The following is a 15,212-nucleotide window of genomic DNA, read 5'->3' as shown; positions in this document are numbered from 1 at the left end:
ATTTGTTGTTATAATTCATTAAGTCATAGTTTTGTTTCACTCTTCCGCGATTCCAAAATATGGTTTACTTTTTTCTGAATTATTTTTGGCAGTGTTTTCCAGTTTTTGTCGTAATCTATATAATATTCATCTTCTTCATTCCCTGCCGGATAATATGCTGTTGCTTTTACCTTTTCGAAATGATAATAGGTAATCACTTTTAATGGTTTTGCATCTAATCCGTCGCTTTCACCAAAATAAGTTAAATAGAATTCGGGTTGTCCGTCATTATCTATATCATCTGCCAGGCAATATTTATATTCAAAGGTAGGATAATAAAGTTCGCTACCCGAATCTTGGAAAGTGCACTTTTTTATATATTTATTGTTTTGTTCTTTAATTATAAATGCACTTAGCATTTTTGTGGTATCGGAAACCGGCTCAACGTAATCCTTTCTCACCGGTTTATCATCTAAACCATATACATCCACACTATCGCCACCGTAATTACTTATTTTGATGATGTTTTCTTTGAATGCAAAAATATAATGCTCCAAAGACTTAGTCCTAACATCGATCAATAATTTTGTTTTTCCTTTGCCAATATTTACAATGTAATTATTAAGCAGGTCAAAATCCGGGTCTTTTTCGTGGAGATACCTAATCTTTAATGTTGGTTTTACACTTTTATTCCCGCTGTTTTTTCCATCTTCAGCAAACTTACAAGCGCAAACAACCGTAATGAACAGCACTGAAATAAAAAACAGTTTCATGTTGTTTTTTTAGTAATTGTCTTTTAAAAACTCCAGATATTCATTAATCCGCTGTCTATCGGTAAGCTTACTAAAATTCTCTTTACTAATGATAAAAGCTTTATACAGGTTGGCCGGAACCTTCATAATGTTCTTTAGCTGGCCTGTAATGCTCGATTCGTAAAGTTTAGCATCTTCAAGGTCGATAAAACTTGTAATGTAAATCAACTGATCGTTATCCAGTTCTACCAATTTATGTTCCAAATCATTGTCGGGATAATTTCCGCGGTTGAACTGACCGATCCCGAAACGCGATGAACTTAAGGTTAAAGTGGCATCAGCTACATCGATTACATAATAATACTCTTCTGATTTTGCAGCACTGAAAATACTGACAGGTTTGGTTGTATCAACTGGTTTAACCTCTACAGGTTTGGCCACCGTAGTTGGTTCAGCCTTTTTTGCTACAGAATTTTCAACTACCAAAGGCTTTGTTGGAACAGCAACCGGGGCGGCCTGACTTACAAAACGGGGTTCATTTGCATCAAAATCAATAAGGGCAACCGGCCTTTGTTTAAATTCATCCAGATTGGCCTCGATGTATTTTAAATGATCACGAACCAATGGCGTAATAATTTTATCATTTGGATAATTGGTGGTGATCAGGTTAAATTCAGTCAATAAGGCATCAACTTTTGCGGTACGGCCAACTGCTATTGCCTTTAAATAAGCATACTGCGGTGCCAGATCGTTATTTGGGAAAGCTGAAATATTATCATCAGCCTGCTTTACTACATTGGCATAATCTTTTCTTGCATAAGCATCAAAAGCTGCATTGTAATTGTTGATGGCAATGTTTTCCATCTGTGTTTGCTTTGCAGAATAGGTTGGGTCTAAAATATTTTTCGCAAAATTAGATTCAGGGAATTTTGTAAGCACCAATTGTTTGTACTGATCAGATTTTGCTTCATCTAAACCTTTATAATTGAGGTAAAGACTGTAATAAATAGCTACGAGGTGATTGTTTTCAGGATATCTTTTAATTAGTTCCAGGTATATTTTATTGGCCTCTGGTTTATCGTTCAGTTCCTGTTGGTAAAAACTGGCAATTTCGAAATAGGCATCAATAATTTTTTGATTGGATATTGCCAATAGCGGCTGTGTAGTAGGTAAAGCATCCAAAAACTGCTTTTCTAATGAAGTTTGGTCGGTGGCAGCCGCATTCGTTTGCCCATTTGCAGGTATAATTTCTGTAGCTACCTTTCCGCCAGCTAAAACCTGGTTGGTTTCCTGTGCAGATGAACGTACACTCTGGCGCCAGTTGTCTTCCAGTTGCCTGTTACCCCAACGTTTTTTGAAGTCACCAAAGCCATTGCTTATTGCTGCATTATTATTGAAATAAAAGGTATTTCCAGCAACATTATTCGAAGCATTTAGCGATTGATTAGGAAAATCTGGGTCGTTTAAAAACTGGTTGTTAATTACAGCCCCGGTATTTACCACCTCTACTTTTGGTGTTAAGTAAGCCTTTACCTTTGCCTCGCGTTGGTCGGCAGGAAGTTTGGCAATGGCCTGAGCGGTATCTTCTTTAGTAATAATTGTGTACCTATCTGTTAAATATTGAAGATTATCGGCCTTTTTAACAATATTATCGTAATCAGGAAAGTTTTTAGGTAAAATCATTACCGTACTGTCGTAATACAGTTTTGCTTTAATGTAGTTATTGAACTCTTTAAAGTTTAAATCTGCAATTCTTAAGTAAGATAAGGCCTTCTGAGTTTGGTTTCTTGTGCTTTTTAAAACTGACTTATGGTAATTCTCTTCAGCCTTTACAAAGTTTCCTTCAGCAGAAAAAAGCTCTCCAACCTGATAATAGATCTGATCGGTATAGTCAGAATTTTTATCGTCTTTAAGTAATGCTAAAAGCTGTTCCTCTTTATTTAGCTTAACGCCACTTAATAATGCTTTCAGCTTAATGCGGTTTAAATTGGCATGAAAATACATTTCAAAAGGGGCATTGCTTTTCTCTACCTTGGTGAAGTTAGCGTAGGCATCCTGAAGATTTTTTTCTTTTTCCTGCAATTGCGCCAATATAAAACGCCAGCGGATACGAAGCTGTTGTTCGGCCGGTAGCGCAATTGCCGATTCTAAAAATAAGATGGCTTCTTTATTGCGTTTCTTATAAATACGCATTTGAGCGGCAGTAGCTAAAGGTTCTGCCAGATCTTTTTTTAATTCATCAGAAGCACGCAACATGGTGTCGATAATTTTATCGGCCAGCACCATATTGTTCAATTGCATTTGGCTACGCGCTTTCCAGTTCATCGCCATAATGAATGTTTTTAAATCATTATTATAGGTTTTTGCCGTATAATCGAAATATTCAGAAGCGATAAAATAATTGCCTTTCAGGTAATTTGCCTTACCTAAAAGCATATAGGCATCGTCAATATAGTTGCTAAAACTTTTATCGTTTATGATGGTTTGTCCTTTTGTGATCACATCGTCCAATTGTTTATTGGCAACGCCAGGTGTTAAAACCAAATTTATTTGTGGCTCAGGATCGAGGTAGACGGATAGGGTTTTTTCGTAATTATCGGCATAACTTTGTAACATACCCTCATTATACTCGCTTAGTAAAACATTAGCATTGTAGATATAGTTATACCTTGCAGTTAAGTTCTGAAACCTGCGATCTACCGCTGTATCTTTATTTGCGACACAGCCATAAATAAGGAGGACACTAAAAAAGATGAAAAAGGGATTTAGGTTTTTGCTAGCGTAATTTTTCAAGTATGATAATCTCTTAGGTTAATATACAATTAACAATATATGCAGAAAAACATTTTATTTGTCAACAAATTTTAATTATTCAAAGTTAATTTAATTATTGCATTAAAAAATGGAAAATCGGAAAGAAGATGCAAAGAAAAAGGTAAATGCAGCCGCCAAATATTCTGCCATTGGTTTCCAAATGATTGCTACCATTGGTCTGCTTACTTTTATTGGTTATAAGATCGATGAACATAGAAACAGTAAAACTAACTTAATTACTGCTGCTTTTGCTTTGGCAGGTGTAGGGATTGCTTTATATCAGGCCATCAGGCAGGCGACAAAATAATTGCTAAATGGCTGTATTGTTAGATTGTTGAACAAGATGCAGCCAACAATTAATCAATTTAACAATTCAGCAATAGGGTATTTACCTCAGTTAACCGATTAACCAATTTAAACACTTCACCAATCTAACAATAATTCTTTTCTCACTAGTTACTTGATACTAAAAACCTTATCTTTGCAAAAGTTTTTATCTGCTAAGAATTTATACCTTGACTCTAGCCAAATTTACCAGTATCTATTTCATTTTTGTAGGCTTATTAATAGGCGTTGTTGCCGTTTTACCTTTATTATTTCCCGATAAACAGTTATTGGTAAACAATTTTTGGGTGATGTTTGGCTTTTTGGCAGGTGTCACATACATCGCATACATGTTGGTTGATATCGGTGTAAAACGAGATCCTGAAGTGGGTATAATGGCCATTATGGGATCAATTGCAGTGAAGATGATTTTTTGTATGGCTTTTGTGCTGATTTACAGTATAAAAGCAAAGGGAATTGGGCTAGTATTTCTGCTTAATTTTTTTTCTTTATATTTATTGTTTACGGCCTTTGAAATTTACTGTTTGTTACGTAACTTGCGCCACCAAAATTTAAAGTAAAAAACTGCCAATAAATGGATTGTAACCGAGTTTTTGTGTCTAAAGTTAAAAGGCTAACTATTGTTTTTACGCTTTTAATCGCGTTTTTATCTATCAAAATTGATACTTTCGCTCAGGTTGATAGCGCTGTTGTACCTGTTGATAGTGTTGTAGCTGAATCTGCACATGCAACTTCTGGTGAGCACGGAGCTGATGCTAAACATGGTGAGGAAAAATTCGAGCCTACCAAAGTAATTATGGAACACATTGCCGATTCGCATATGTGGCATCTTTGGGGGCATACTTCATTGCCTCTTCCGGTAATTTTATATACAGCTAATGGTTTGGAGGTATTTTCTTCAGCTCATTTTCATCATGGCGAAGAAGATTATCAAGGTAAATACAATAAATACCGTTTGGTAACAGGTTTAAAACAGAGCATGTCGAAAGATATGTTTAATAAAAACATTAAAGTTGTTGGTGCAGACGGTCAGATTGATGAAAACGCATCTGATACAGTAATCGATTTATCTATTACAAAAAATATAGCAGCAATGTTTGTAGCTATATTTGTAATTGTGATTGTGTTTGCTGCTGTGGCGAGAGCTTATAAAAAACGTGTAGGTAAAGCCCCAAAAGGTTTGCAGTCATTCTTTGAGCCGATCATTATTTTCGTAAGAGATGATATTGCTAAACCAAACATCGGACATAAATACGCTAAATTTATGCCTTACCTGTTGACTACGTTTTTCTTTATCTTATTTAACAACTTATTAGGTTTAGTGCCAATTTTTCCAGGCGGTGCTAACGTAACCGGTAATATCGCTTTAACTTTTGTGATGGCTTTGGGTACTATGATTATTGTGAATATCAATGGTAACAAATACTATTGGAAACACATCTTTTTACCTGATGTTCCGTTTTGGTTATGGCCTTTAATGGTTGTTGTAGAGGTAATCGGTATCATTTCAAAACCGTTCGCTTTAATGGTGCGTTTGTTTGCAAACATTACTGCCGGTCACATTATCGTATTGAGTTTAATTTCCTTAATCTTTATTTTCGAAACATTGGCTATTGCTCCGGTTTCAGTTGCATTCGTATTGTTTATGGATGTGTTGGAATTGTTGGTGGCATTTTTACAAGCCTTTATTTTTACATTATTAACTGCCTTGTTTATTGGTATGGCAGTGGAAGAGCATCATTAATAGAAAACTATTTTTTACAAATTAATATAAATTAAATTAGTTATGGTAGGTTCAATCGCGGCAATTGGTGCCGGTTTAGCAGTAATCGGTGCAGGTATCGGTATCGGTCAAGTAGGTGGTAAAGCAATGGAAGGTATTGCTCGTCAACCAGAAGCTGCATCAAAAATTCAGACTGCAATGATTATCGCTGCTGCCCTTATTGAGGGTGCTGCTTTATTCGGTGTAGTAGTTGCATTATTAGGTAACAATCCTCAATAATTCAAACTGAAAAATTTCGGTAGGGTATTTAACGATTGGTTATTTACCCTGCCTTATTAAAGTATTAAGAATAAAAAATTAGATAAAATGGATTTAGTAACCCCGAGCATAGGTTTGGTTTTTTGGACCGCTTTAGCATTCATCTGCCTATTAATATTACTTAGAAAATTCGCATGGAAACCTATTTTAGGTGCCATTCACGAACGTGAGCAAAGCATTGATGAGGCCCTTAACAAAGCTGAATTAGCGAAGCAGGAAATGGCACGATTAACCAGTCAGAATCAGGATTTGATGCAACAGGCACGTGCTGAACGTGATGAGATTTTAAAGGAAGCTAAAACCTTGAAAGATGGTATCTTGAACGAAGCTAAAAAACAAGCTCAGGTAGAAGGTGCTAAATTGATTGAGAAAGCTAAAATCGAAATCGAAAACCAAAAGAAAGCCGCTTTAGCTGAAGTTAAAGACCAGGTTTCTTCTTTATCATTAGAAATTGCAGAACGTGTTTTACGTACTCAGTTAGATGATAAAACCAAGCAGGAAGCTTTAGTTGCAAACTTGTTAAAAGACGTTGAATTAAACTAAGCGTATTGCGTAAAGCGGTAAGCGTACCAAACGCCAAACACTAAACGCCAACCCAAAAGATATGTCAGAAATTAAAGTTGCAGGCAGATACGCCAAATCATTAATAGACTTAGCCGTTGAAAACAACGACTTAGAAACTTCTTATAATGATATGGTTTTGTTTGAAAAAGTGGTTGATGAAACCCCTGAACTAGAAGCAATATTAAAAAACCCGATTGTACCTTTAGATAAGAAAACTGGTATTTTAAACGGAATTTTTGCAGATAAAGTAAGCAAACTAACCATCTCGTTTTTCAAGATTGTGGTGAGCAAAGGTCGTTCTGCGATTTTATTTGCCACAGCAAAACAGTTTATACAACAATATAATTTAATTAAGGGTATTGTTACTGCTGATGTAACTACTGCATCTACTTTAAGCCCGGAGGCTAAAGAACAGATTATAGCGATTGTAAAAAAAGAATTAGGTGCCAACCAGGTGATTGTTAACGAAAAAATTAACGAGAAGCTAATTGGTGGTTTTATATTAAAAGTTGGCGATAAGCAATTTGATGCAAGTATTGCCAGCGGTTTAAGTAAACTTAAAAAAGAATTTGCGCAGTAAGCGCGAGGCGATAAGCGTATAGCGTAAAACGCCATGCGCCAAACGCCAAACAAAAAAAATATTGCGATAAGCGGATGGCGAATAAATGCCAAGCGCCATGCGCTAAGCACTAAACATTTACAAAAAGATATAAAGTAAAATTATGGTAGAGGTAAGACCAGACGAAGTATCGGCAATTATCAGACAGCAATTGGCGGGCTTCAAATCAGAAACCGAACTGGAAGAAGTTGGTACCGTGTTGCAAGTGGGCGACGGTATTGCCCGTGTTTACGGTTTAACTAAAGTTCAATCGGGAGAGTTAGTTGAATTTGCAAACGGCTTACAAGGTATTGTATTAAACCTTGAAGAAGATAACGTTGGTGTGGTACTTTTGGGTGCTTCAGACGAGATCAAAGAAGGTGATACGATTAAACGTACCAAAAAAATTGCCTCTATTAAAGTTGGTGAAGGTATGCTTGGCCGCGTAGTGAATACTTTAGGTGAGCCTTTAGATGGTAAAGGTCCAATCTTGGGTGAAACTTACGAAATGCCTTTAGAGCGTAAAGCACCAGGTGTAATTTACCGTCAGCCGGTAAACGAGCCTTTACAAACAGGTATTAAAGCAATCGATGCAATGATTCCAATCGGTCGTGGTCAACGTGAGTTGGTTATTGGCGATCGTCAGATTGGTAAAACTGCCGTTTGTATTGATACCATTATCAATCAAAAAGAATTTTATGAAGCAGGCCAGCCAGTGTTCTGTATTTATGTTGCTATCGGTCAGAAAAACTCTACTGTAGCTAACATTGTACGTACATTAGAAGAAAATGGCGCTTTACCATATACAGTTGTTGTTGCTGCTTCGGCTGCAGATCCTGCTCCAATGCAGTTTTATGCTCCGTTTGCAGGTGCTGCAATTGGTGAGTTTTTCCGTGATACAGGTAGACCAGCTTTAATTGTTTATGATGATTTATCTAAACAGGCAGTTGCTTACCGTGAGGTATCTTTATTACTTCGTCGTCCACCGGGCCGTGAGGCATATCCAGGTGACGTTTTCTACTTACACAGTCGTTTGTTAGAAAGAGCGGCAAAAATCAATGCTAACGATGATATCGCTAAAGCTATGAACGATTTACCTGAATCAATCAGACATATCGTTAAAGGTGGTGGTTCATTAACAGCTTTACCAATTATCGAAACTCAGGCAGGTGACGTATCAGCGTATATCCCAACCAACGTAATTTCGATTACTGATGGTCAGATCTTCTTAGAGTCGAACTTGTTTAACTCAGGTATCCGTCCGGCAATTAACGTAGGTATCTCGGTATCACGTGTGGGTGGTAATGCACAGATCAAATCGATGAAAAAAGTAGCAGGTACTTTAAAGTTAGATCAGGCTCAATACCGCGAGTTAGAGGCTTTCTCGAAATTCGGTTCTGACTTAGATGCAGCAACAAAATCAGTATTGGATAAAGGTGCACGTAACGTAGAAATGTTGAAACAAGCACAATTCTCTCCATTTACTGTTGAGAAACAAGTTGCAATTGTTTACGCTGGTACTAAAAACTTAATGCGTAGTGTTCCAATCAATAAAGTAAAAGAATTTGAAACCGAATTCTTAACTCAATTGGAAATGCGTCACCCTGAAACTTTAGCAGCATTAAAAGCTGGTAAATTTGATGATACCATTACTGGTGTTTTAGATACAGTGGCAAAAGAGATTTCAAGTAAATATTAATAAGTATCGAGTAGTTAGTATCAAGTATCAAGACGAAGTTCAACTTAATCTTGATACTTGATACTCGATTCTTGATACTCACGAAATAAAGAATGGCTAATTTAAAAGAAGTAAGAAACCGGATTGCATCGGTACAATCAACACAGCAGATTACCAAAGCTATGAAAATGGTTTCGGCAGCAAAGTTGAAACGTGCTACTAATGCAATTATCGCTTTACGTCCTTATGCAACTAAACTGAAAGAGATTTTAGGTAATCTGTCAGCAAGTTTAGAGGGATCGTCATCGCCTTTTATCCAGGAGCGTGAGCCCAATAAGGTTTTAATTGTTACGGTATCATCAAACCGCGGTTTGGCTGGTGCTTTTAACATGAACGTAATTAAAGCGGCCAACAATTTAATTGCTGAGAAATATAGCGAACAGTTGAAAAACGGTAATGTTAGCATTATTTCTATCGGTAAGAAAACCCAGGATTTTTACGAAAAACGTAAATACAATGTTATCGGTAACAATAACGAAGTATATTCGGCCTTAACTTTCGAAAACGTAACTAAAATTACGGATGCGATTATGGCTGGTTTTATTAAAGGTGAGTTTGACAAAGTAGAAGTGGTTTATAACCGTTTTAGAAACGCAGCAGTACAGTTTATTACTACTGAGCAGTTATTACCTTTGCCAAAAGCAGAAGAAGCACCAGTGGATCTAAAAGTCGATAAGAAAACAACAAATGTTGATTACATTTTAGAGCCTTCTCAGGAAGAAATTGTAGAGCAGTTAATTCCTAAATCAATTAAAATCCAGTTATACAAAGCCGTGTTAGATTCTCATGCTTCTGAGCATGGTGCACGTATGACATCAATGGATAAAGCAACTGAAAACGCAGGTGAGTTATTGAAAGCTTTAAAACTTTCATACAACCAGGCACGTCAGGCAGCAATTACAACTGAGTTAACTGAGATTGTAAGTGGTGCAGCCGCATTGAACGGATAAGTTAGTCTATAGTCGGAAGTCTTTAGTCTTCAGTCAAATAATACAAAGCCCATTTCTTAATTGAGATGGGCTTTTTTATAAGTAATTAAATCAAAATCCAAAATTATTATGTTTTTTATGGATTGTAATCCAAAATTATTATGTTTTTTATGGATTGTAATCCAAAATTATTATACTTTTGTATAAGAATCTTTTATTATGATTGTTCGTAAACAGTTGGATTATGCTTTTGCAAGGCTTTTTAAAGGGAAAGCCTTTATCATCTTTGGGCCACGCCAAACCGGTAAAACAACTTTTGTTGAACAGTTATTAGCTAAGGTGGCTAAAAAGACCCTGTACCTTAACGGGGATGATGCTGACGTACGCGAAGCTTTGGCTAAACCCAATGCGGCACAAATAGCACAAATGCTCGCTGGCTACGAAGTACTTTTTATAGACGAGGCTCAAAGAATCAATGATGTAGGTTTGCTCATTAAAATTATTGTGGATCGCTTTAAGCCTGTTCAGGTTATTGCTACGGGTTCATCAGCATTTGAGTTATCAGGGAAAATAAACGAGCCCTTAACCGGTAGAAAATATGAAATGATGCTTTTGCCATTTTCATACGCAGAGCTGGTAAATGATACTGACTTTATTACCGAAGAAAGATCGCTGGAGCGACGTTTAATTTATGGTTCCTATCCCGAGATTATTAACGATCCGCAGAACGCAGAAGAGCACTTAAAATTACTTGCAGATAGTTATCTATATAAAGACCTTTTTACTTTGGAAGATGTTAAAAAGCCGCTACTCTTCGAAAAAATTGTAAAGGCCCTGGCTTTGCAGGTTGGGAGCGAAGTTAACTTTTCTGAACTCGCACAATTGGTAAAGGCAGATCAGAAAACCGTTGATAAGTACATCAGCCTACTCGAAAAATCTTTCGTGGTTTTTAGCTTACCTGCCTTTGCAGGTAATGTGCGCAACGAAATTAAAAAAAATAAAAAGATCTATTTTTATGATACAGGTATTGTAAATGCCATTACACGGAATTTTAATCCGATAGCAAACAGGAATGATGTTGGTGCACTATTTGAAAATTATATGATTGCTGAACGGATGAAGTTTTTACACCAGCACCAGATAGAAGCTGAATGCTTTTTCTGGCGTACCACGCAACAACAGGAAATTGATTATATAGAAAAAACAAAAGAAAAACTTTTGGCTGTCGAGTTTAAATGGAGCGAAAGAGGGAAAAATAAAATTCCTGCAACTTTTACACATGCTTACCCAGATGCGGAAACATCATTAATATCGAAAGCTGATAGGGGAACTTTTTTGAACCGTTAAATGTTTTTGCAAAAAAAAAAGTCCCATTTCTAAATTGAATTGGGACTTTTGCTTTATAAATGAATATCAGTTATTTTAATACGCTTAATCTTAAATATCCATCTTCTATTCTCAGCTGTTTTTTATTTTCGTCAAAAATATTTACATTGAATTTAACTTCTAATAGATATCCTGATTTTCGTTTTTTCAAACTTATAATTTCAAATTTCGAACCATTTTGATCAGTTTGTAATACAGATGCAGGTTTACCTAAATCTGATTGGCCATACGATTTATATACACCTTGTTGATTGATGACTGTAAATGCAATTCCAGATGTAGAATTTTTTCTAAAAAAGTCTGTTGAATATTTATAAAAACCAGGAGCGAATATCTCTGTTTTATTTTTTGGATAATTTAAATATCCACCATTATTTTCATTTGTATTTTCGGTTTCATTTTTATTATATATTTTAATAAATGAAATCGTAATATTAGTATAGCTTGCTCTAATAGTAAATTCTCTTACAAATAGTAGAGAATCTTTGTCTCCTTCTAATTCATAATTGAAGTTTACTCCTGAAGTAATTTTGAGATTTGATTGGGTTGTAAATGTACCTCCTTTTTCAATACCAATAGACTTATAGGTTTTCCCGTCAATGGTATAAGAAGCTGAATCTCTTAAAGACTCTATAGGATCGGGTTTTTCTATAGTTGGATCAATTGGATCGTTCTTCTTGCAGGCGGCAAGAAAAAATAGGGCAATAGCTACCCCGAGTAAGCTTTTAGATTTCATATTAAATTGGTTTTATTTGTGTGTACCCAAAAATAGTTATTTTTATAACTAAAAATTTAATTCATAGGAAAATTATTCTGATTATTGGCTAAGGTTAGTAGTTATTCTATGACGGAAATGTATTTTGTTTCAAATTTTATAGATTTTTTTTGGTTCGGTTAATTATTGGCTTTTAATATCTTTGTAGCCTAATATCAATTCATGAAAAAACACATCCTCATTATCTTATTAACTGTTCCGTTTTTTGTTAAAGCCCAAAATCCTGCACGGGATTATACCAATGCGGTACTTTGGCAGCAAACCTCGGGCGAATATAGGGCATTATGCTTTCAAGCTTATAACTTTGCCAGTTTATCGTTAAAAGAAGCTTTATGGGCCGATACCAGTAAAAAACCAAATTGTGTAATTGTCGATATTGATGAAACCGTTTTAGATAATTCTGCTTTTCAGGGGCACGAAATTAAAAAAGGACTAAGTTATGTATCTGAAGACTGGACAGAATGGACCAATCTGGCCCAAGCCGATACTGTTCCGGGTGCATTGGCTTTTTTAAAGTTTGCAGCATCAAAAAACATCGAAACCTTTTATGTGAGTAATCGCGATGAAAAGGATTATACTGCAACATTGAAAAATCTTCAACATTTTGGCTTTCCTTATGCAGATGATGCGCATTTAGTGGTTTCAAAAGGAACTTCAAATAAAGAACCGCGCCGCCAAAAAATTACAGAAACGCACAATATTCTATTGCTATGTGGCGATAATTTAAGCGATTTCAGTAATATTTTTTATCGGGAAAATAAAAATACCTTTGAGCAGGTAAACACAAATCAGCACCTGTTTGGAACAAAGTATATCGTGTTGCCCAACCCAATGTACGGGGATTGGGAAAAGCCTTTGTATCAGGGAGAAAAACTTAGTGATAAAGATAAAGCGAAACAAAGGTTAGAACGATTAAAAAGTTACTAAGTTTTATAATTATTCAGCAATAAGTATTACTTTTGCAGCATCATAAAAATAAACATTATGGAGAACAACGAATTAAAGCACAATACAGAAAGTATGAAAACGGCTAACCAGCCAGGAATTTATAAATTAATGATTTTTGGTGTACTGGTTTGCATGGTGGGTACTTACGCACGTTTCGCTTACGATTCATGGCAAGTGTCGTTAGCATCCTGGATTGTTTTGTTCATTGGTGCAATTATTGCTATTAAAGGTGTATTCAAAATATTAGACGCATAAGCGTTCTACTATCAAAATATAAAGCCGGTCATGAATGAACATGACCGGCTTTTTTGTTTACCTTCCAAACTTATCAGGTTTTTAGAACCTGATAGGTTTAAATAAAATTAGAGCAATAGTAGGGGGTTAGAAGTAGACCCGTGTAATCTAAACCTGACAGGAGCGGACATCCCGATTTTTCATCGGGATAAAGCGGATGGCAGGGCTTTCGGAACCGATATACACAGTAACCTGCTTTTCAAAAAAAACACCATAAAACTTCTTTAAACCTGAGGAGTTTTATACTAGCTGGAAAACCGCTAAAACACCCTTCTCATGTCACTAAACCCAACATTGGGTTACCTAAACATAATTTTCGTATTAAGGGTAAATACAGCGTTAAAACTAACCAATTACGCTACACTTCTTATGGCCATTTGAAGCAAATATTTAAAATGATTATTTATTTTGACCCACACAATCATGAAAAGGAATATTATTGCTATAGCCATAGTTTTAACAATTTTTGGCTGCCAGAAATCGAATGAAAAGTATGCAAGCGCTGATACCGCGGTGCTGGAGCCGTTGAGCAAAGAATCTGCAGATAGTACTGCCGCTGAGAAAATCATCAAAACCGCTGATATGCGGTTTAGGGTGAAAGATGTTCAAAACACGAAAGAACAGCTTAGCAAAACCATTAGATCAGAAGGGGGAACTGTTGCAGAGTTCTCGATCGAAAGTACCATCCAGGAAACCGATAAGGTTAAACAATCTACCGATTCACTAAAAGAAATTACTTCCTATCGCACCCAGGGTTATCTGGTGGCAAAAGTTCCGTCAGAGAAGCTGGATGAATTTACCAATACCATTGCAAGAATGGCTGTTTTTGTCGATCACCAATCGATGAAGATGGATGATCAAAGTATTGTTTATTTAGCCAATAAATTAAAGGCGCAGAACAGAGTAGATGCGATTGAAAAAATTAATAAAGTAGCCTCGAAAAAAAGTGCCAACGTCGAATCGTCTCTTTATATAAAAGATGATTATGTAGATAAGAAAATTGAGAACATGCAGATCGATAGCCGTGTGAAATTTAGTACCATTACCCTTAATTTTTACCAGGACAATACAGTAAAAACCATGATTGTGGCCAATGACAATCTGTACGACTACCGCCCGGCATTTGTAAACAGGCTTTGGTTGGGTATTGTAAACGGATGGACGATTTTTAAAGAAATCATTATCGCAATTTCTAATTTATGGATGTTAATATTGGTTGGTTTTGCAGTCTTCTTCACTATAAAATATTTTATTCGCAGGAATAAATTAATAATGGAAGAAGCGACTAAAAATAGGATTGGTCAGGCCCCCAACAATAAATAGCTATTTCATTACCGCGCCATGGTCCGTGTCGGTACGGACCATTTTATTCTCTACCAAGAAAGATTGCTTCACTCTTATGATCGGAGACTCACGAACCACGAATTCATTTAAGATTACTTCTTTGCCTTAACCACTAAACCTTTAACCTTAGTTTTATTATCACTTACAAAAGATTCCCAGCCCGAATAGGTTTTTGATTTACCACCTGTGGTAATTTTCTGAAAAGAATGGCAAACAGCAACAGCCAAACCATCGGTAGCATCTAAAAATTCGGGTGTTTCCTTAAAATTTAATAAGCGTTGCAGCATGGCTGCTACCTGTTCTTTCGTGGCATTACCACTACCGGTAATGGATTGTTTGATCTTACGTGGAGAATATTCGGTAACTGAAATATTTCTGGACAACGCGGCTGCAATAGCAATGCCCTGCGCACGGCCGAGTTTTAATAACACCTGAATATTTTTACCATAAAATGGTGCCTCGATAGCCAGAACATCAGGTTTATATTGATCGATTAAAACCACTGTTTTTTCGAATATCCGTTGAAGTTTGAGGAATGGATCGTCTAAGTGGGTCATTTTAACCACTCCCAAACTGATCAATTCCGTTTTATTTCCCTTTTCTAAAATTACGCCATAACCCATCACCGCCGTTCCTGGATCAATGCCCATAATCACCCGTTCCTTTTTTTCGTTCAACATTACAGCAATATTAAGCATATTTGCA

The 15,212-nt window shown here is 36.1% G+C and carries 16 protein-coding genes; 12 read left to right on the top strand and 4 right to left on the bottom strand.

Annotated features, from left to right (window positions below; translation table 11 throughout):
• Positions 1 to 23: 23 nt before the first annotated feature.
• Complete coding sequence (locus KYH19_RS17270; protein ID WP_219076005.1) at positions 24 to 752, bottom strand: hypothetical protein; 729 nt, start codon at positions 750 to 752, stop codon at positions 24 to 26.
• Between the two features lie 9 nt (positions 753 to 761).
• Entirely contained in the window at positions 762 to 3,524 is a 2,763-nt protein-coding gene (locus KYH19_RS17265) for a gliding motility protein (protein ID WP_219076004.1), read from the bottom strand.
• A 109-nt stretch (positions 3,525 to 3,633) separates the two neighbouring features.
• On the opposite strand from KYH19_RS17265, the gene KYH19_RS17260 reads away from it, so the two are divergent.
• From KYH19_RS17260 to KYH19_RS17220, 9 genes are all read left to right on the top strand, one after another.
• On the top strand, positions 3,634 to 3,852 hold the full coding sequence (locus tag KYH19_RS17260) for an AtpZ/AtpI family protein (protein WP_219076003.1): 219 nt from the start codon (positions 3,634 to 3,636) through the stop codon (positions 3,850 to 3,852).
• A 208-nt stretch (positions 3,853 to 4,060) separates the two neighbouring features.
• Positions 4,061 to 4,450: a hypothetical protein gene (locus tag KYH19_RS17255; protein ID WP_255562455.1), complete on the top strand. Its 390-nt coding sequence runs from the start codon at positions 4,061 to 4,063 to the stop codon at positions 4,448 to 4,450.
• Positions 4,451 to 4,464: 14 nt separating this feature from the next.
• Entirely contained in the window at positions 4,465 to 5,634 is a 1,170-nt protein-coding gene (gene atpB, locus KYH19_RS17250; protein ID WP_219076002.1) for a F0F1 ATP synthase subunit A, read from the top strand.
• 42 nt (positions 5,635 to 5,676) lie between these two features.
• Entirely contained in the window at positions 5,677 to 5,892 is a 216-nt protein-coding gene (gene atpE, locus KYH19_RS17245; protein WP_056087863.1) for an ATP synthase F0 subunit C, read from the top strand.
• An 87-nt stretch (positions 5,893 to 5,979) separates the two neighbouring features.
• Positions 5,980 to 6,474 carry a F0F1 ATP synthase subunit B gene (locus tag KYH19_RS17240; protein WP_219076001.1) on the top strand — a complete coding sequence of 165 codons (495 nt, stop codon included), beginning with the start codon at positions 5,980 to 5,982 and terminating at the stop codon, positions 6,472 to 6,474.
• 61 nt (positions 6,475 to 6,535) lie between these two features.
• Complete coding sequence (atpH, locus tag KYH19_RS17235) at positions 6,536 to 7,075, top strand: ATP synthase F1 subunit delta (RefSeq protein ID WP_219076000.1); 540 nt, start codon at positions 6,536 to 6,538, stop codon at positions 7,073 to 7,075.
• Positions 7,076 to 7,217: 142 nt separating this feature from the next.
• On the top strand, positions 7,218 to 8,792 hold the full coding sequence (atpA, locus tag KYH19_RS17230; RefSeq protein ID WP_219075999.1) for a F0F1 ATP synthase subunit alpha: 1,575 nt from the start codon (positions 7,218 to 7,220) through the stop codon (positions 8,790 to 8,792).
• Between the two features lie 92 nt (positions 8,793 to 8,884).
• Positions 8,885 to 9,781, top strand: a complete 897-nt coding sequence (gene atpG, locus KYH19_RS17225) for an ATP synthase F1 subunit gamma (RefSeq protein WP_219075998.1) — start codon at positions 8,885 to 8,887, stop codon at positions 9,779 to 9,781.
• A 198-nt stretch (positions 9,782 to 9,979) separates the two neighbouring features.
• Positions 9,980 to 11,107: an ATP-binding protein gene (locus KYH19_RS17220; RefSeq protein ID WP_219075997.1), complete on the top strand. Its 1,128-nt coding sequence runs from the start codon at positions 9,980 to 9,982 to the stop codon at positions 11,105 to 11,107.
• 70 nt (positions 11,108 to 11,177) lie between these two features.
• Here KYH19_RS17220 and KYH19_RS17215 read toward each other — a convergent pair whose 3' ends face one another.
• Entirely contained in the window at positions 11,178 to 11,882 is a 705-nt protein-coding gene (locus KYH19_RS17215) for a hypothetical protein (RefSeq protein ID WP_219075996.1), read from the bottom strand.
• A 201-nt stretch (positions 11,883 to 12,083) separates the two neighbouring features.
• On the opposite strand from KYH19_RS17215, the gene KYH19_RS17210 reads away from it, so the two are divergent.
• The 3 genes from KYH19_RS17210 to KYH19_RS17200 all read left to right on the top strand — a co-directional run bounded on the left by KYH19_RS17210 (position 12,084) and on the right by KYH19_RS17200 (position 14,486).
• Positions 12,084 to 12,848 (top strand): 5'-nucleotidase, lipoprotein e(P4) family, encoded by a 765-nt coding sequence (locus KYH19_RS17210; protein ID WP_219075995.1) that lies wholly within the window; start codon positions 12,084 to 12,086, stop codon positions 12,846 to 12,848.
• Between the two features lie 57 nt (positions 12,849 to 12,905).
• The gene (locus KYH19_RS17205; protein WP_029278686.1) at positions 12,906 to 13,124 is read left to right on the top strand and encodes a hypothetical protein; all 219 of its coding nucleotides are present in this window, start codon (positions 12,906 to 12,908) and stop codon (positions 13,122 to 13,124) included.
• A 462-nt stretch (positions 13,125 to 13,586) separates the two neighbouring features.
• A complete protein-coding gene (locus KYH19_RS17200; RefSeq protein WP_219075994.1) occupies positions 13,587 to 14,486 on the top strand; it encodes a DUF4349 domain-containing protein in 900 nt (299 codons plus the stop codon).
• A gap of 113 nt (positions 14,487 to 14,599) precedes the next feature.
• Here the strand turns inward: KYH19_RS17200 and ruvC are convergent, their stop codons facing one another.
• Entirely contained in the window at positions 14,600 to 15,187 is a 588-nt protein-coding gene (ruvC, locus tag KYH19_RS17195) for a crossover junction endodeoxyribonuclease RuvC (protein WP_219075993.1), read from the bottom strand.
• Positions 15,188 to 15,212: the final 25 nt, after the last annotated feature.

This window comes from Pedobacter sp. D749 (assembly GCF_019317285.1).
Lineage (GTDB): Bacteria > Bacteroidota > Bacteroidia > Sphingobacteriales > Sphingobacteriaceae > Pedobacter.
This window is presented reverse-complemented; position numbering and strand designations above follow the sequence as displayed.